We start from the raw sequence: 18,101 nt of genomic DNA, 5'->3' as shown, positions 1-18,101 counted from the left end.
GGCGGAGGGCTTTTTTGTTTGGGCATAAAAAAGAACCACTCAAAGAGAACGGTTCATTATGTGGAAGAAATATGATTTCTGCTGAAGCCGGTTGCTTTATGGATAGAACGGTAAATGGAAGGCGCGATAAAAGCCAAAACAATTGCAAAAGCCATATCCTTAACTATAAACCAGAACATGAAAATCCAGGCTGTTCCATAGCTGATGGGCGCATCAATCCAAATCTTTAAGGCAAGATACATATAAGTAGTGCCGACCAGATACATGATGGCAGTTCCGAGCAAAGAAGCGATAAGAAAACGAAGTCTGCTTGGCTGCGCTTTCCGTTCTAAATACCACCCCGCAGCAAAAGCTGCCGGAATATAAGATAGAATGAAGCCGCCGCTTTTACCGGCAAATGGAGCAAAGCCCGCTGAAAACTGAGCAAAGACAGGCGCGCCGATTAATCCGACAAGCGCGTAAACAATCATGGCGATAGAAGCTCGTCTGCTCCCGAGAAGCAGTGCGGCCAATAGACAGAAAAAGGGCTGCATAGAAAGCGGAATACCTGCCACTTGCAAAAAAGGTGCCATTGATGTAATGTTGGCGCCGACACCCATGAGTGCTGCGAACATGCCGATCAGCGCCATATCACTCACACGAAGTTTATTCTGAATCATCTTTTTTCCCCCTTGGATATATACACAATCATAGAGTAATCGAATCTAGATTAATTGTCAACTTCATTATTAAATAAGTTAACATAAGGAGGGAGCCGTATGTTTTTCGGAAAACCAAAGCAAACCGATCAATCCGGAAGAGTGCCGCCCAACCAAAACGTCACAACCAAATTTCCTGTGCTTCATGCCGGAAACGTGCCGTATTATAAGGATATGACGAAGTGGAACCTGCAAGTCTACGGCTTAGTTGACGAGCCGATGCTCCTAAGCTTCAATGATATAAAAGCTTTTCCGACGGCTGAGACGAAAAATGATATCCATTGCGTAACCGGCTGGTCCCGGCTTGATAATGTGTGGCAGGGAGTGCGGGCAAAAGATATCGCGGAAAAAGCGCAGGTAAAGAAAGAAGCGGGCTTCGTCATTCTGCATGCGGAAGAAGGCTGGACGGCCAATCTGCCTCTTGCGGATTTTATAGCAGAAACCTCTCTGCTCGCATATGCGCATAACGGGGAACCCTTAATCCCGGAACACGGCTTTCCGCTGAGAGGAGTTTTTCCTCATCTTTATTTTTGGAAAAGCGCCAAGTGGCTGCGCGGCATCCAGTTTACGAAAGAAAACCACCCGGGATTCTGGGAACAAAACGGATACCATATGAGAGGCGACCCGTGGCAAAATCAAAGATTTCAATGGGATTAAATAAGGGGAGATTCCCCTTATTTGATTGGTTATGGATTCTCCTTTCATCTCGCCTTGAAAAAAGGAAAAAACCTCGGCTTACATAAAAAAAGCTCAGCCAAACAAATGACTAAGCCTCTTTTTCAAATATGATCTCAAAATAAGCAGCCGCACCGTAGCCGTCAATACTGGGAGCAAAGATCTGAACAAGCTTCCAGCCTTGTTTCGCATACTCATGTATGATTTCTTGATAATCCTCTTTAGGTCTTCTTCTCATGGAACTTAATTCAACTCTTACAAATTCATATTTCTTCATCAATAAAAGACCTCCTTACACAATTAATACGGATCAGGAAAGGAAAAAGTTCACGGCTGAAGCAGACTATTGATCAGGCTTATCATCAAATGCCAGTTCGGCGAAAGCCATTACTGCCGAAATAACAGTAATGAGGGAATCTGGAATATAAATAGAATCCATGAAAAAGTCTACAATACTGATAGTGATAACATTGCCAATGAAATAAAATACCAGCCTGGTAATGGCTGTCTTTTTCATTGCCGTTAAATGATAAACAAACATGGAAAACAACTTAATGAATGGTTCTATAATCAATCCCGCTCCAAAACAGCCGAATATAAAAAACAGTAATGTTTTATCAGATTCATATGAAACCCCAAGGATTGAAAATAAACCTTTTATGCCAAAGAAATATCCGCCGGCAATGACCCCGATGGCCGCAGCAATAATGAGAAATAGTGAAGCGATGACTAGTAATTTAGAACTGAATGGTAAGTCTTTAAAGGGTTCATCTGGTTCTTCGTTGTTCATAACGATATCCACTTCCTGATTACAAGGTTAAGAGTAATAATACCATATTGTGGATATTAGGTGAACAGCTAAGTCATTGGAATGCAGGTTTTTATGCCGGTGCTGTTCGTTGGTTTAATATGAAGTTGATAAAGTATCCATAGATGCTCCGTAACAGTTTCTTAAACGAAAAAATGAAAGTAATTATTTTCCATCATTCTAGTTCCTAGGTACCTTATTCAAATTAGGTGCCTTTTTTATTTGGAAAAAAGTTGACTTTCTTTGTCAGAGAAACTATTATTTGAGATGTTTAGTTGATATTGAAAATCATTATCACTAGGTATTTTTTAATAAAAACCCATTCCTGATTCACCATGGAATTGATCATTTGAATCCTAAATTGACTATGATATTCGGGCATATCATCACCCTCAGCTAATCGAGGGGAAGAAAGGAGGTACATAAAATGGACGGAAAAAAGACCGAACAGGCGGCAGCCTTGGCCGCTCGCGCGTTCACGATACCGGGAACAGAATCACGTCTGATGTGTTCACGTACTGGAAATCGCGAATATCAAATCTTCGTGTCAAAACCGAGTGAAGATCCGCCTCCTGCTGGTTATCCTGTCATTTATCTGCTTGACGCCAATTCCGTATTCGGAACGATGGCAGAGGCAATTCGCGTGCAAAGCCGGCGTCCGGAAAAAACGGGTGTTATTCCGGCAGTCATCGTCGGCATCGGCTATCAGACAGAGACGCCGTTTTCTCCGGCCCGCCACTGTGATTTTACACTGCCGCTCCCTGATACTGAGCTTCCTTCAAGACCTGGCGGGACACCGTGGCCGGAACAAGGGGGAGCCGAGGATTTCTTAACCTTTATTGAAGAGGAAGTAAAACCTGAAATCGAGCGTGATTATCAGATTGACACCAGCAGGCAGACGATTTTTGGTCATTCTCTTGGAGGACTTTTTGTGCTGCAAGTGCTTTTTACAAAACCGGATGCGTTCCAAACTTATATCGCGGGGAGTCCATCCATCCATTGGAACAAACGGTTTATTCATAAGGAGTCCCGCCAATTTGGCGACCGTGTAAGCCGGGAAAAGCTGAATGTCAATGTCATGCTCGCAGCGGGAGAATTAGAGAAAAGCCATAAAAGCCGCATAAATGATCATGCGAAAGAGCTTTCAGAACAGCTGTCGTCCCTGGCCGGGTACGGAGTACGAACGCAATTTCACGAGTTTGAGGGAGAAGGACATATATCGGTGCTGCCCGTTTTGATCAGCAGAGCTTTACGATTTGCCCTGCACCCTGACGGTCCAAACCTATAGTTTAACAAACACCGCTGCAGCATCATGTCAGAGGCAGCTCGGAGATATGATGCTGCAGTGAATCTATTTTCCTATTATTTAGGTAATGGGAAAAAGAGAGCTATTCATGCTTCAATATGCTTGGAAATGACTGAATATTGACTGAAATAGACGCCGATAAGCTAAAAATGTATTTGACTGAAAGATTTGGTTTGGTTATGATAGTTTTAAAGATTAATTGATAATGATTATCATTATCAATATAAAGCGATATTTCATGCTAAATAAATGAACAAGGCCGCCCGCCGCCCTGTCCGGAGGCGCGGTGTGCTTTCGTTCGTCCGCCGGAAGTCTGGTATGGGACTTAAAGCGTCATGAAGAGAAAGGAAATGAGTCAGATGGATGTTATGGGAATTAAGGGCAAGACCGCTTTAGTAACCGGAGCTGCTCAAGGCATCGGGGAAGAAGTTGCTCGTGCGCTTGCTGAACTTGGAGCAAGGGTTGCGGCAGTCGATCTAAATGTGGAGAAACTTAATGTACTGATGGCAGGCCTCAGAGCTGACGGGTACCAAGCGGAAGCGTTCCCGGCTGATGTAGGTGACAGCAGTGCGGTTGATGAGATAACGGCGAGAATCGAACGAGAAATCGGCCCGATAGACATTCTCGTAAACGTTGCAGGGGTACTTCGTCCCGGGCTGATTGAATCTATCAGCGATCACGATTGGGAGGCGACTTTTTCAGTTAATTCCACTGGCGTATTCAACGTGTCCCGATCGGTCAGCAAATACATGATGAATCGAAGATCAGGTTCAATTGTAACGGTAGGCTCAAATGCCGCTGCTATGCCGCGTACGTCTATGGCAGCTTATGCATCTTCCAAAGCGGCAGCCGCGATGTTTACAAAGTGCCTCGGACTGGAACTTGCGGAATATAATATCCGCTGCAATGTGGTTTCTCCAGGGTCAACGGAAACGGAGATGCAATGGTCGCTGTGGCCAGATGAGAACGGGGCTCAGGCAGTAATTGCCGGCTCACTTGAAACATTCAAAACAGGAATTCCGCTGAAAAAGATCGCCAAGCCATCTGATATCGCCAATGCCGTGCTCTTTTTGGTTTCTGACCGGGCAGGGCATATCACAATGCACGATTTGCGTGTTGACGGCGGCGCAACGTTAGGTGTGTAACCATTTTAAAAGGAGGCTATAAAAATGTCGGAACATCATGTTATTTCTGAAGAGAAAGCGGAACAGCTTCTCAGCCAATACAGAGCAGGTTCTTTTTTCTTATCCACCCCGCATCGGACTTTGCTTGCGGAGGGGGCTTTTGCCGAGGTGCCAAACCGGGATGGGCATGAGGATCAATTAAAAGATCTGCCCGGGCGCATTGCCGCTGTCCTAAACGAAGCCAAGGAATGCGGACACAGCAATCCAGCCGTTGTAGGGGCAATTCCTTTTGACTATACAAAACCAGCCAAGCTTATTGTACCGACGAACATTCGCTGGTCGGGTCCGCTTCAATTAGATCCTGCCGGCCGTCATCAGCAGCCGCCAGAGAATACATACGAAATGCAGCCGGTTCCTGAGCCTGCGGAATATATGAGAGGCGTTGAACGAGGGCTGGAAAGAATAGAAGCTGGCGATCTGAGCAAGATTGTGCTGTCAAGATCGCTGCAGCTCACTTCACCGAAACCTATTCATATTGAAAGCCTGCTTCATCATTTGGCACAGCATAATACAAACGGCTATACCTTTGCCGCAGATGTATCGAAGCAGGAAACGGACAGCGCCGATTTGGGCGCGTCCCCTAGCCGGCGGACATTAATTGGAGCAAGCCCTGAACTGCTTGTTTCCAGATCGGGAACACAGGTAGTGTCGAATCCTCTGGCAGGGTCCAGGCCTCGCAGTGAAGATCCAGTTGAGGATCAGCGGAGGGCGGCGGAATTGCTTTCTTCTGCCAAAGATCTGCATGAACATGAAGTGGTTGCTGATGCGGTTGCCGCCGCACTCCGGCCATTTTGCCGGACACTGGATGTTCCTGCTGAACCTTCGCTTGTCCAAACCGAGACAATGTGGCATCTCTCCAGTGAAATCAGAGGGGAGCTTTCTGATCCGTCAACGTCTGCGCTGGAACTGGCAATTGCACTTCATCCGACTCCGGCCGTTTGCGGAACGCCGACCGATTCGGCCCGGGAAGCAATTAAAGAAATTGAACCCTTTGACCGCGGTTTCTTTACAGGAATGGTTGGCTGGTGTGATTCTGAGGGGGACGGTGATTGGGTCGTCACGATCCGCTGTGCAGAAGCAGAGGATTACGCGCTTCGTCTGTTCGCAGGAGCGGGCGTTGTCAAGGGATCAAAAGCCGAAGACGAGCTGGCGGAGACTTCAGCCAAGTTTCGCACGATGCTTCTGGCTATGGGCCTGAAAAACGATTTGCTGAAATCATTGTTGGAGGGATAAAGGATGCTGACTGGATGCCATGCATGGCCTAAAGAATTTGCAGAAAAATATCGGAAAGAAGGCTGCTGGCTGGGTGAAACCTTCGGCGGAATGCTGAGGGAACGGGCCGCTTTATACGGCGGACGAATTGCTGTCACCTGCGGAGAAAGAAATTGGAGTTACAAAGAGCTTGATGAAAGAGCAGACCGCCTGGCTGCGGGATTCCGGGAATTAGGAATCAAGCAGCTGGACCGTGTGGTGGTTCAGCTCCCCAATATCGCAGAGTTCTTTGAAGTGTGCTTTGCGCTGTTCCGACTGGGTGCACTGCCCGTCTTTGCCCTGCCTTCCCACCGAAGCAGTGAAATCACTTATTTTTGTGAATTTGCAGAGGCTGCGGCTTATATCATACCTGACACATATTCAGGATTTGATTATCGCGGACTTGCCAGACAGGTTCAGGACAAGCTTCCTACGCTGGAGCACGTGGTTGTTGTCGGTGAAGCGGAAGAGTTTATAGCGCTCGGCGACTTGCACGCTGACCCTGTCAATCTGCCTGAAGTCAGTTCTGCCGAGGTTGCTTTTCTTCAGCTTTCAGGAGGAAGCACCGGGTTATCGAAATTGATCCCGCGGACTCATGATGACTACATATACAGCCTGCGAATCAGTGCGGAGGTCTGCCATCTTGATGAAAACAGTGTGTATCTGGCAGCTCTTCCGATGGCTCATAATTATCCGCTAAGTTCGCCGGGTGTTCTTGGTACCTTATATGCCGGTGGAAGAGTTGTTCTTGCCCCGACGCCAAGCCCGGATGACTCATTTCCCCTTATTGAGCGGGAGCGTGTCACGATGACGGCGCTGGTGCCGCCGCTTGCTATGGTATGGATGGATGCTGTGTCAACAAGGCAGGATGACCTATCAAGTCTTCAGGTGCTCCAAGTGGGAGGCGCCAAGTTCAGTGCAGAGGCGGCCCGGAGGGTTAAAACGACGTTTGACTGCACCTTGCAGCAGGTATTCGGAATGGCAGAAGGACTGGTCAATTATACGAGACTGGATGACCCGGAAGAATTGATTGTCAATACGCAAGGCAGACCGATGTCACCGTTTGATGAGGTTCGGGTGTTAGATGACGACGATCGTGAAGTTGAACAAGGCCAAACAGGGCATTTGCTGACCCGGGGACCTTATACGATCCGCGGGTACTATAAAGCCGACGAGCATAACGCGAAGTCGTTTACTCCGGATGGTTTCTACCGTACAGGCGATCTCGTAAGCTTGACCGAATCAGGTTATGTCGTCGTAGAGGGACGTGCCAAGGATCAAATTAATCGGGGCGGGGACAAAGTGGCTGCCGAGGAAGTCGAGAATCACCTTCTTGCCCATCCTCATGTACATGATGCGGCGATGGTATCCATGCCTGATGAGTTTCTTGGTGAACGTTCCTGTGTATTTGTCATCCCGCGCGGAAATCCTCCAAAAGCCGGTGAGCTTAAAGCATTCCTTCGGGAGCGCGGGCTGGCGGCATATAAGATTCCCGATCGGGTAGAGTTCATTGATTCATTTCCGCAGACCGGCGTAGGGAAAGTGAGTAAAAAGGCGCTCCGTGAGACGATTGTCCAAAAGCTGTCTGTCTCAAAAGCCCCTGCAGGAATATAATAAAAAATCGTTTTGCCAAATAGATGAAAGGACGTGATGTAAATGGCTATTCCTGCCATTTCTTCTTATCCGATGCCGTCAGCATCGGACCTGCCGAATAATAAAGTAACATGGGAGCCTGATCCGAAGCGTTCAGTTCTCCTGATTCATGATATGCAAAACTATTTTGTCGATGCTTTTACAGCCGGAACATCTCCTGTAGTCGAGCTTGTAGACAATATTCGCAAGCTGAAAAGCCAATGTGCAGAGCTGGGTATACCTGTCATTTATACGGCTCAGCCGGGCGCACAAACGCCGGAAGACCGCGCCCTTCTGACTGATTTTTGGGGTCCCGGCCTCAATGACGGCCCTTATGAGCAGGAGATTGTTGATGAGCTTGCCCCTGATGATCACGATACTGTCCTGACCAAGTGGAGATACAGCGCTTTTAAAAAGACCAATCTGCTGGATATTTTGCGGGGAAAAAGCCGCGATCAGCTGATCATCTGCGGTATATATGCAAACATCGGATGTCTATTGACCGCATGTGACGCATTCATGCAGGATGTTGAGCCGTTTTTTGTCGGTGATGCGGTAGCTGATTTTTCATTGGAACAGCACAAAATGTCTCTTGAATATGCAGCCGGACGCTGTGCGGTCACCATTTCAACCCTTGATTTGCTTGAAAAGCTGAAGAACGCGCCGAAATCAGTGTCTGAACCTTCATCCGGTTCGTCCTCACAACTGCTGACACAGCAGGCAGTCCGTCAGCAAATTGCTGAGCTTCTTCAAGAGTCGCCTGCTGATATTGCAGACACCGATGATTTGATTGACAGAGGGCTTGACTCAGTCAGGATCATGAGCCTTGTCGAGCAGTGGCGCCGTGCAGGAGCAGAGGTTACATTTGTTGAACTTGCTGAAAATCCGACGCTCGAAAATTGGTGGAGATTGCTTTCTTCACGTTCACAGAAGGTGCTGCCCAACGCAGACTATCTATAAAGGAGGTCATATGAATGCCTGATACAGAAACAAAAGATGCTCAATTATCTTTATCCGGAGCCCAAGCCGGCATTTGGTTTGCTCAGCAGCTTGATCCGGATAATCCTATTTACAATACCGGCGAATACATAGAAATTGATGGACCTGTTGATGCTGTCCTGTTTGAAAAAGCTTTGAGGCACGCTGTAATGGAAGCAGAATCGCTGCATGTCCGCTTTGGTGAGAATGTGGACGGACCTTGGCAGAAGATAAATCCGTCCCCAGATTTTCCGCTGCACTTTATTGATGTCAGCTCAGAACCTGATCCCCAGGCGGCGGCATTACATTGGATGAAAGAAGACTTGGCAAAGCCTGTCGATCTGGCATCCGGCCCATTGTTCACCGAAGCTTTGTTCAAGGCTGCGCCTAATCGCTTCTTCTGGTATCAGCGCATTCATCATATTGCAATTGATGGATTCGGTTTCTCGCTTATTGCCCAGCGGGTGTCAAAAATCTATACCGCACTTGTGAATGAGCTTCCTTTTGAAGAAGCGGGCTTTGGTTCTTTGCATCGCATTCTGCAAGAAGATGAGGAGTATCACTTATCAGAGCAGTTTGACCGGGATCGGCAATTTTGGCTTGAGCGCTTTGCAGATGAGCCGGACGTTGTCAGTTTGGCTGACCGGGCGCCTCGGACGTCGGAAAGCTTTCTTCGTCAGACGGCGTATTTGTCCCAATCCAGCGCAGATGAACTGAAAGCAGCCGCACGCTCTCATGCGGCAAACTGGCATGAACTTGTCATTGCAACGACAGCATCCTACATACACAGAATGACAAGTGCTGAGGATGTTGTTCTTGGTTTGCCGATGATGGGACGACTCGGTTCGATTTCGCTGAATATCCCCGGTATGGTCATGAATCTGCTTCCATTGCGATTGTCAGTGCGTCCGGATATGAGTTTCGCCGAACTTGTCCTTCAGGTTTCACAGGAAATTCGTGAAATCAAGCGTCATCAGAAGTATCGGCATGAAGAGCTGCGCCGGGATCTTAAATTGATTGGAGATAACCATAGGTTATTTGGTCCTCAGATTAATCTTATGCCGTTTGACTACGGTCTCGACTTTGCGGGCTGCCGCGGTACAACACATAACCTCTCGGCTGGACCTGTCGATGATCTGTCAATTAATGTGTACGACAGATCAGATGGCAGAGGGTTAAGAATTGATTTGGATGCGAACCCTGAAGTCTACAGTACTGAGGATCTGGAGCTTCATCAACACCGTTTTCTGAGATTTCTGGAAACGGCAATAGCTGTCGGCCCAGAAACGCCGATTGGGCAAATGGATCTTCTTTTGCCAGAGGAGCGCCAATGTGTATTAGTTGAGTGGAACGATACAGCCCGTACGGCGCCTCAAGCGAGTCTGCCGGAGTTATTTCAGGCACAGGCTGTCCGTACGCCGGAACACATTGCTCTCGTTTGTAATGGGGCTGAACTGAGTTATAAAGAACTGAATGAGCGTGCGAACCGGCTTGCTCATTTATTAATTGCCCGCGGCCTGGGCCCGGAGCAATTTGTGGCTTTGGCTTTGCCGAGGTCTGCAGATATGGCTGTTGCAATGCTGGCTGTCCTGAAGACGGGTGCTGCGTATCTGCCGCTTGATCCTGATTTTCCGGCTGACAGAATCTCCTATATGCTAAGTGATGCGAAGCCTGCGTGTATGATCACGATTGAAAAGGTTGCATCAAGCCTGCCAGATGACGGCACAACACCGCAGCTCGTGCTTGACGATCCCGTGACAGCTAAAGTATTGGAGCGTTATCCAGTCGCTGACCCGCTTGACGGCGACCGTACGGAGTCGGTGTCGCTTCTTCATCCGGCTTATATCATCTATACATCCGGTTCGACCGGAAGGCCTAAAGGCGTCGTCGTCACCTTGAAAAGCTTAAGCAACTTTCTTATGTCCATGCGGGAGACATTTTCATTGGATGAACACGACCGGCTGCTCGCTGTAACCACAGTTGCTTTTGATATCTCAGCTTTGGAATTGTTCCTTCCGCTTCTAAGCGGTGCCGGTTTTGTTATCGCTCAAAAGGAAACGATTCAGGATCCGCCGGCATTAACGAAAATGATTGAAAAGCACAACATCACAATCATGCAGGCTACTCCGACGCTGTGGCACGCGCTTGTGACCGGCAGTCCCGAAAAATTGAAAGGGCTCAGAGTGCTTGTCGGCGGCGAGGCGCTGCCGAGCGGTCTAATGAATGCATTACAGGAACTCGAGTGTAAAATTACGAATCTTTACGGACCCACTGAAACGACAATTTGGTCGACTGCCGCCGTGCTTGATGACAAGAAGGCAGGAGTGCCGCCAATCGGCAGACCGATTTGGAATACGCAGGTATATGTGCTGGATAACTGTTTACAGCCTGTTCCGCCAGGAGTTGTGGGAGAGCTGTATATAGCCGGTGATGGGCTGGCCCGAGGTTATTTAGGCCGTGCCGATTTGACTTCCGAGCGTTTTGTTGCCGATCCTTATGGTCCGCCGGGCTGCCGCATGTATCGCACAGGTGATCAGGCAAGATGGCGTACAGACGGTTCCTTGGATTATATTGGCCGTGCCGATCATCAAATTAAGATTCGCGGCTTCCGAATTGAACTGGGGGAAATTGATGCCGTACTGGCCCGCCACCCTGATATCGAACAGGTGGCGGTTGTCGTTCGGGAAGATCAGCCAGGAGATAAGCGTTTAGTTGCTTATGTCGTCTTTTCGCCGGGAGCGAACCTTGAGTCTGCAGAGCTTCGGCGGTATGCCGGCGGCAGTCTGCCTGATTATATGGTGCCATCGGCCTTTGTTTCAGTGAATGAATTGCCGCTGACACCAAACGGGAAACTGGACCGAAAAGCGCTGCCTGCGCCTGATTTCACCGCGTCGTCGGCTGGCCGCGGCCCTAGAACGCCGCAAGAAGAAATTCTTTGTGATTTGTTTGCTGAGGTTCTCGGTCTTTCACGTGTAGGGATAGATGACGGATTCTTTGAACTGGGCGGACACTCCCTGCTTGCCGCACGATTGATGAGTCGGGTTCGCGATACCCTTGGAGCGGAGATAGGCATCGGCAAACTGTTTGATGATCCTACAGTGGCCGGTCTTGCCGCACATCTGGATCAAGCGCAGAGTGCTCGTCCTGCTTTGCAGAAAGCGGCTCGACCTGAGGAAATTCCGCTTTCCTTTGCCCAGCGCCGATTGTGGTTCCTGCACTGTCTGGAAGGACCAAGCCCGACCTACAATATTCCTGTGGTCATACGCTTATCTGGCCAATTGAATCGAGCTGCTCTGCAAGATGCTCTATGTGACGTTGCAGCCCGCCATGAAACCTTGCGCACCATCTTCCCGGAGTCTCAGGGAACATCGCGTCAGCTCATTTTGGATACTGCAAAGGCACATCCTGAATTAATTGTTACTGACATTCACGAAAATGCGCTTTCTGAAGCACTTTCTGAAGCTGTGAGATATTGTTTTGATCTCGCCGTTGAACCGGCAATTCGCGCCGAACTGTTCGTCACTGGAACGGATGAGCATGTTTTGCTGTTATTGCTTCACCATATTGTAGGTGATGGGTGGTCTTTAACGCCGCTTACTCGTGACCTTGCTGCAGCTTACACGGCACGCTGTCAAGATCGGGCTCCGGAATTGCCGCCGCTGAAAATTCAATATGCTGATTACGCACTCTGGCAGCAGAACCTGCTTGGCAGTGAGAAGGACCCGGACAGCCTGATTGCGAAACAGCTTAATTTCTGGAGTGAGACGCTGGCGAATCTGCCTGATCAGCTGGAGCTGCCTGCTGATTATCCGCGTCCCGCTGAGCCGAGTTATCGTGGGGATACGATTCATTTCCATATTGATCCGGACCTGCACTATCGTTTGCATGACCTCTCACGTGATAACAGGGTCAGCCTGTTTATGGTGCTGCAATCAGGCCTTTCCGCACTGCTCACTCGTCTCGGCACAGGCACTGATATTCCGATCGGGAGCCCGATTGCCGGCCGCAGTGATGATGCGTTAGGTGATCTGGTAGGCTTGTTTATTAACACTTTGGTGCTGAGAACAGATACTTCCGATAATCCGAGTTTCCGGGAGCTTCTCGACAGAGTTCGAGAGGTGAATCTGGCGGCTTATGAAAATCAGGATGTGCCGTTCGAGCGTCTCGTCGAAGTTCTTAATCCGGCGAGATCACGGGCCAGACACCCGCTGTTCCAAATTATGCTGGCATTCCAGAATACGCCGGACGCTGTACTGGATTTGCCAGGTATCCAAAGCGATCTTCACATCAGCAGTGTCGGATCTGCCAAATTTGATTTAACAATAGAGCTTAGTGAACGCCGCCATTCAGACGGCACACAGGCCGGACTCGATGGATTGATTGAATACAGTACTGATATATTTAAGAAAGAAACAGTCGAAGCGCTTGCGGCGCGGCTCCTGAGGTTATTGGAAGCAGCAGCCGCTGATCCGGATCAGCGGATTGGAAGCCTGGACATCCTCGCACCTGAGGAGCGTCGGGACATGCTTGCGGATTGGAATAAGGTTTCTCAAGAAAAAACAGAAACATGTTTGCCGCTATTATTCGAGAAGCAGGCAGCAAAAAATCCTGGAGCTTGTGCCGTAGCGTTTGAGGACGCTGCTCTGAGCTATGACCAGCTGAATAAACGGGCGAATCGTCTTGCCCATATGCTGATTGACAGGGGAGTGGGACCGGAACAAATTGTTGCTTTGGCCCTTCCGCGTTCGTTAGATATGGTTGTCGGTCTTTTGGCGGTCCTCAAGGCAGGCGCGGCGTATCTGCCGCTAGACCCTGACTATCCGTCTGAACGTCTGGCATTTATGCTCAGCGATGCCCAGCCCGTATGCGTGATCACCGGCACGCAGGCTGAGGCAAAAGTTCCTGATACAGATTCTTTGCCGAAGATTATACTTGATGATGCTAAAACGGCTGAGAAATTAAGCAAGTATAACGACAGCAATCCGAATGATGATGACCGCGTCCAGCCATTGTCACCGCTTCATCCGGCTTATATTATCTATACCTCCGGTTCAACCGGTGTTCCAAAAGGTGTGATCATACCGCACCAGAACGTCATCAGACTGTTTGGTTCTACCAAACAGTGGTTCCAATTCAGTTCATCAGATGTATGGACGATGTTTCATTCCTATGCTTTCGATTTTTCAGTTTGGGAGATTTGGGGTCCTTTACTGCATGGCGGACGTCTTGTAGTGGTGCCGCACGAGATAAGCCGGTCGCCTGAAGATTTTCTATCTCTGCTTGTAAAAGAAGGTGTGACGGTTCTTAACCAGACACCATCGGCATTCTATCAATTCATGCAGGCGGAACGGGAACATGACGAGCTCGGTCAGGCTCTTTGTTTGCGCTTTGTCATTTTCGGCGGTGAAGCTCTTGAGCTTAGCCGCTTAGAAGACTGGTATAAACGCCATCCGGACAATGCGCCGAAGCTGATTAACATGTATGGCATTACTGAGACGACGGTTCATGTCAGCTATATTGAGCTTGACAGGGACATTGCCGCCATGAGAGCTAATAGTCTTATTGGCTGCGGAATACCTGATCTTGGTGTTTACGTGCTTGATGCCGGATTGCAGCCTGTACCGCCGGGCGTAGTGGGAGAAATGTATGTCGCCGGAGCAGGGCTTGCGCGAGGATATTTAGGGCGTGCTGGTTTGACAGCTGAACGATTTATCGCTGATCCGTTCGGTCCTCCGGGCACTCGGATGTATCGGACCGGCGATTTGGCGCGGCGGCGTGCGGATGGTTCACTGGATTACATGGGCCGTGCGGATCATCAGATCAAAATACGCGGGTTCCGAATTGAATTAGGTGAAATTGAAGCTGTGCTCGTTCAGCATCCTGATGTCGGACAAGCTGCGGTTGTCGTCCGTGAAGACCAGCCGGGAGACAAACGCCTTGTCGCTTATACCATGGCTGCTTCCCAAGCCGTTCCTGATCAAGCAGAACTTCGCCGCTATGCTGCCGGCAGTCTCCCGGATTACATGGTTCCTTCAGCTTTTGTAATGGTGGACGAGCTGCCGCTGACACCAAACGGCAAGCTTGACCGTAAGGCATTGCCGGCGCCTGATTTTGCAGCGGACGTTACCGGACGGGGGCCAAGAACCCCGCAAGAGGAAATTTTGTGTGACTTGTTCACTGAAGTTCTCAACTTGCCGCGCGTAGGTATTGATGACCGTTTCTTTGACATTGGCGGTCACTCGCTGCTTGCTGTACAGCTGATGAGCCGGATTCGTGAGGCTCTCGGAGTTGAGCTGAGCATCGGCAACCTGTTTGAGGCACCGACTGTAGCCGGTCTTGCCGAAAGGCTTGAGATGGGCTCCAGCCAAAGCGCGCTGGATGTCTTGCTGCCGCTGAGAACGCATGGAGAGCAATTGCCCCTGTTTTGCGTACATCCCGCCGGCGGACTTAGCTGGTGCTATGCCGGGCTGATGACATCTTTGGGGACAGATTATCCGATCTATGGATTACAGGCGCGCGGGATCGGACAGCGTGAGAACCTTCCGAAATCACTCGACGAAATGGCTGCGGATTATATCGAACATATTCGTACGGTGCAGCCAAAAGGCCCTTATCATTTGCTTGGCTGGTCGCTTGGAGGCAATGTGGTTCATGCTATGGCGACTCAGCTGCAAAACCAAGGCGAAGAGGTTTCGCTCCTTGTGATGCTGGATGCCTATCCAAACCACTTCTTGCCAATTAAAGAAGCCCCTGATGAACAGGAAGCACTTATCGCGCTGCTGGCTTTGGGAGGTTATGATCCTGATAGTTTGGGAGACAAACCGATGGATCTTGACAATGCAATTGACATTCTTCGCCGTGACGGAAGCGCGTTAGCCAGTCTTGACGAATCTGTCATTCTAAACTTGAAAGAAACGTACGTCAATTCCGTCGGCATTTTAGGCGCCTATACACCTAAAACATATCATGGCAGCCTTCTGTTCTTCAGGTCAACCGTCATACCGGAATGGTTCGACCCAATTGAACCTGATTCGTGGATGCAATATGTCAATGGACGGATCGAACAGCATGATATTGATTGCCGCCATAAGGATCTGTGCCAGCCTGGACCGCTTGCTGAAATTGGGCAGATTCTTGCCGAAAAACTGGACGAAATGAATGGGAGGAGAAATGGCAGATGACAAATCCTTTTGAGAATGCGGACGGCACATACTTTGTGCTGATTAATGAAGAAGGGCAGTATTCACTCTGGCCAGGCTCCATTGAAGTGCCGAACGGCTGGAATGTAGTCTATGAGCAGGAGGGACGTCAGGCTTGCCTCGATTACATTAATTCACACTGGCATAATATGCAGCCAAACAGCCTTAAACCTAAGGCGGGCATTGCCGAAGAAAAGTAAAACTGATCGACGGTCTGTATCAGAAGCCTATAGGCGGTACCTTAAAGAAGACTGCCGGCATCACGCCGGCAGTCTTTCTTTTTTATAAGGATCTTGCGGTTCGCGTATCACTCCATAAAAAAACGCTCCCCGAAAGGGAGGAGCGTTTTTTAATATTTCTGATGTGTATGGTCACAATCCTCTACAGGATTGCCCTCCTCGTCAGTACACCAAGATTGTGATAAGAAAGCTAAAAACACTGCCGCCCATTGGTCGGCAAATTGTATCAAAATGCCTCCATCATGCCATGAGCCATTATCTTTTTTCCACCGGGTATCCATGGCGTTTCCTTGGTTCATGTGAATATTGTGCATCCCGTTTGTCGGGGTAAAACCAAAAATTTTATCCGGCGTCTGTTCTGGTCCGAACTTTGAGCCGTAAATATAAACGGGCGCTTTTTCTTCTTTGGCCTTTTGCATGTAGGTTTCAATAAAATCATTTAAGTCATTATCAGGCCCCGTCACTTCATGAGGGAGAGGTTTCATTTTTGCAGAATCGAAAAGATTGCCGCGCACATAGTCTAAAGCAAGATCCCGATTCGCGGCATCAATCTTTTTATATCCATACGGCAGGTTCGGAAGTAAGGTGATGGAACTAGAATCAAACTGATCATCAGCCAGATACAAAACCTCTGACTCTTCAGAACTGGACATCACATTAATCGCACATCTATAACGCGTATCCTTTTCACCAATCACTTCTACTTGGAAATGCGGACTGTCATCATCTGTTTCTCTTCTCATGTCTGAGACGATTCCTTTTAACACTCCATATTGTTGAACTGCCATACGAATCCCCCTTTACCTTCAGTATAATCATCTATTTCGGCCTGCCATCTCCTTTTTCCTTTGAAAAAGAGCATATTTTACAAAAAAAGCTTGCAGAATGGAATCTGCAAGCTAACGTTTTATTAAGCGCCTGCCACAGAAGACTCGTCCTGTAAGGCTTTTTCGGCGGATACATAATCATATCCTAAATCTCTTGCAACGGCTTCATACGTCACATGGCCGTTCGCTGTGTTTAATCCGGCCTTTAATGCCTGATTTTCAGCTATTGCTGCAGCAGCGCCCTTGTTCGCAATTTGCAAAGCGTAAGGAACTGTTACATTCGTCAATGCCACTGTTGATGTCCGCGGCACAGCTCCCGGCATGTTTGCAACAGCATAGTGCACAACGCCGTGTTTTTCATAAGTCGGCTGATCGTGTGTTGTGATATGATCAACAGTTTCCACGATACCGCCTTGGTCAATGGCGACGTCAACAATCACTGAGCCGGCTTTCATTTGTTTGACCATTTCTTCCGTAACGAGAGTCGGAGCTTTTGCACCAGGAATTAATACGGCGCAAATGAGGAGATCCGCTTCTGCTACAGCATCTGCAATATTGACGGGGTTAGAGATTAACGTTTTAATCTGATGGCCGAAAATATCGTCCAGCTGGCGCAAACGGTCAGCGTTTAAGTCGATCATCGTAACATCAGCACCCAGCCCGACAGCCATTTTCGCTGCGTTTGTACCGACCACTCCTCCGCCGATAATCGTTACTTTTCCTCGGGAAACTCCAGGCACGCCTGCTAATAAAATGCCTTTTCCGCCTTTTGGCTTTTCAAGGAATTGCGCGCCTATTTGTGCTGCCATTCTTCCCGCTACCTCTGACATTGGCGTGAGAAGAGGCAATGACCGCCCGTCGCTTACCGTTTCATATGCAATGGCAGTTACGCCTTTATCTTTTAATGCTTTTGCAAGTTCAGGTTCTGCGGCTAAATGAAGGTAGGTGAATAAAACAAGCCCTTCACGAAAATACACATATTCCTCAGGAAGAGGCTCCTTGACCTTCATTACCATCTCGGCATCCCACACCTGTTTGGCGTCCGCGATGATTTCTGCGCCTGCAGATACATAATCTTCATTTTCGAATCCGCTTCCAAGCCCGGCGTTAGATTCGATGAATACGCGATGGCCTCCGCTGACGAGCTGTGAAACCCCGCCCGGCGTTAAAGCGACACGGTTTTCATTGTTTTTTATCTCTTTTGGAACTCCGATAATCATATCTGATTCCTCCCATTTGTTGCGTAGTTACTATGCTATTAGTGTATCCCGATTTTTAAGAAAATTCTTTGTTTGAAAAAGAAA

At 48.7% G+C, this 18,101-nt stretch carries 13 protein-coding genes; 8 read left to right on the top strand and 5 right to left on the bottom strand.

Translation table 11 applies throughout. The annotated features are described in order from the left end of the window. Positions 1–56: 56 nt before the first annotated feature. Entirely contained in the window at positions 57–659 is a 603-nt protein-coding gene (locus AAHT65_RS01825; protein ID WP_061669342.1) for a biotin transporter BioY, read from the bottom strand. A gap of 99 nt (positions 660–758) precedes the next feature. Here AAHT65_RS01825 and AAHT65_RS01820 point away from each other — a divergent pair, with 99 nt between their 5' ends. After that, positions 759–1,355, top strand: coding sequence for a sulfite oxidase-like oxidoreductase (locus AAHT65_RS01820; protein ID WP_343310888.1), 597 nt, complete (start codon positions 759–761; stop codon positions 1,353–1,355). A gap of 109 nt (positions 1,356–1,464) precedes the next feature. On the opposite strand, the gene AAHT65_RS01815 is transcribed toward AAHT65_RS01820, so the two are convergent. Then, a complete protein-coding gene (locus AAHT65_RS01815; protein WP_003327123.1) occupies positions 1,465–1,650 on the bottom strand; it encodes a DUF4177 domain-containing protein in 186 nt (61 codons plus the stop codon). Positions 1,651–1,716: 66 nt separating this feature from the next. Beyond that, positions 1,717–2,163 (bottom strand): YrvL family regulatory protein, encoded by a 447-nt coding sequence (locus tag AAHT65_RS01810; RefSeq protein ID WP_343310887.1) that lies wholly within the window; start codon positions 2,161–2,163, stop codon positions 1,717–1,719. A gap of 445 nt (positions 2,164–2,608) precedes the next feature. On the opposite strand from AAHT65_RS01810, the gene AAHT65_RS01805 reads away from it, so the two are divergent. From AAHT65_RS01805 to AAHT65_RS01775, 7 genes are all read left to right on the top strand, one after another. After that, positions 2,609–3,469 carry an alpha/beta hydrolase gene (locus AAHT65_RS01805; protein ID WP_088117889.1) on the top strand — a complete coding sequence of 287 codons (861 nt, stop codon included), beginning with the start codon at positions 2,609–2,611 and terminating at the stop codon, positions 3,467–3,469. 377 nt (positions 3,470–3,846) lie between these two features. After that, positions 3,847–4,632 carry a 2,3-dihydro-2,3-dihydroxybenzoate dehydrogenase gene (locus tag AAHT65_RS01800; protein ID WP_343311493.1) on the top strand — a complete coding sequence of 262 codons (786 nt, stop codon included), beginning with the start codon at positions 3,847–3,849 and terminating at the stop codon, positions 4,630–4,632. 24 nt (positions 4,633–4,656) lie between these two features. Further along, positions 4,657–5,904 carry an isochorismate synthase DhbC gene (gene dhbC, locus AAHT65_RS01795; RefSeq protein ID WP_061669346.1) on the top strand — a complete coding sequence of 416 codons (1,248 nt, stop codon included), beginning with the start codon at positions 4,657–4,659 and terminating at the stop codon, positions 5,902–5,904. Between the two features lie 3 nt (positions 5,905–5,907). Then, positions 5,908–7,536 (top strand): (2,3-dihydroxybenzoyl)adenylate synthase, encoded by a 1,629-nt coding sequence (locus AAHT65_RS01790; protein WP_088117887.1) that lies wholly within the window; start codon positions 5,908–5,910, stop codon positions 7,534–7,536. A gap of 42 nt (positions 7,537–7,578) precedes the next feature. Next, entirely contained in the window at positions 7,579–8,514 is a 936-nt protein-coding gene (locus tag AAHT65_RS01785) for an isochorismatase (protein WP_088117886.1), read from the top strand. Between the two features lie 14 nt (positions 8,515–8,528). Continuing rightward, complete coding sequence (locus AAHT65_RS01780) at positions 8,529–15,713, top strand: amino acid adenylation domain-containing protein (RefSeq protein WP_343310886.1); 7,185 nt, start codon at positions 8,529–8,531, stop codon at positions 15,711–15,713. Next, the gene (locus tag AAHT65_RS01775; protein WP_088117884.1) at positions 15,710–15,931 is read left to right on the top strand and encodes an MbtH family protein; all 222 of its coding nucleotides are present in this window, start codon (positions 15,710–15,712) and stop codon (positions 15,929–15,931) included. Before AAHT65_RS01780 ends, AAHT65_RS01775 begins: the two co-directional genes overlap by 4 nt. 149 nt (positions 15,932–16,080) lie before the next feature. On the opposite strand, the gene AAHT65_RS01770 is transcribed toward AAHT65_RS01775, so the two are convergent. Continuing rightward, on the bottom strand, positions 16,081–16,758 hold the full coding sequence (locus AAHT65_RS01770; RefSeq protein WP_010789803.1) for a YukJ family protein: 678 nt from the start codon (positions 16,756–16,758) through the stop codon (positions 16,081–16,083). A gap of 122 nt (positions 16,759–16,880) precedes the next feature. Then, positions 16,881–18,017, bottom strand: a complete 1,137-nt coding sequence (gene ald, locus AAHT65_RS01765; protein WP_003327133.1) for an alanine dehydrogenase — start codon at positions 18,015–18,017, stop codon at positions 16,881–16,883. Between the last annotated feature and the right edge of the window lie 84 nt (positions 18,018–18,101).

This window comes from Bacillus atrophaeus, from assembly GCF_039519175.1.
Classification (GTDB): Bacteria; Bacillota; Bacilli; order Bacillales; family Bacillaceae; genus Bacillus; species Bacillus atrophaeus.
This window is presented reverse-complemented; position numbering and strand designations above follow the sequence as displayed.

Coding starts and splice junctions, on each gene's coding strand:
- AAHT65_RS01825 (WP_061669342.1), bottom strand. CDS start 659: ATGATTCAGAATAAACTTCGTGTGAGTGATATGGCGCTGATCGGCATG.
- AAHT65_RS01820 (WP_343310888.1), top strand. CDS start 759: ATGTTTTTCGGAAAACCAAAGCAAACCGATCAATCCGGAAGAGTGCCG.
- AAHT65_RS01815 (WP_003327123.1), bottom strand. CDS start 1,650: ATGAAGAAATATGAATTTGTAAGAGTTGAATTAAGTTCCATGAGAAGA.
- AAHT65_RS01810 (WP_343310887.1), bottom strand. CDS start 2,163: ATGAACAACGAAGAACCAGATGAACCCTTTAAAGACTTACCATTCAGT.
- AAHT65_RS01805 (WP_088117889.1), top strand. CDS start 2,609: ATGGACGGAAAAAAGACCGAACAGGCGGCAGCCTTGGCCGCTCGCGCG.
- AAHT65_RS01800 (WP_343311493.1), top strand. CDS start 3,847: ATGGATGTTATGGGAATTAAGGGCAAGACCGCTTTAGTAACCGGAGCT.
- dhbC (WP_061669346.1), top strand. CDS start 4,657: ATGTCGGAACATCATGTTATTTCTGAAGAGAAAGCGGAACAGCTTCTC.
- AAHT65_RS01790 (WP_088117887.1), top strand. CDS start 5,908: ATGCTGACTGGATGCCATGCATGGCCTAAAGAATTTGCAGAAAAATAT.
- AAHT65_RS01785 (WP_088117886.1), top strand. CDS start 7,579: ATGGCTATTCCTGCCATTTCTTCTTATCCGATGCCGTCAGCATCGGAC.
- AAHT65_RS01780 (WP_343310886.1), top strand. CDS start 8,529: ATGCCTGATACAGAAACAAAAGATGCTCAATTATCTTTATCCGGAGCC.
- AAHT65_RS01775 (WP_088117884.1), top strand. CDS start 15,710: ATGACAAATCCTTTTGAGAATGCGGACGGCACATACTTTGTGCTGATT.
- AAHT65_RS01770 (WP_010789803.1), bottom strand. CDS start 16,758: ATGGCAGTTCAACAATATGGAGTGTTAAAAGGAATCGTCTCAGACATG.
- ald (WP_003327133.1), bottom strand. CDS start 18,017: ATGATTATCGGAGTTCCAAAAGAGATAAAAAACAATGAAAACCGTGTC.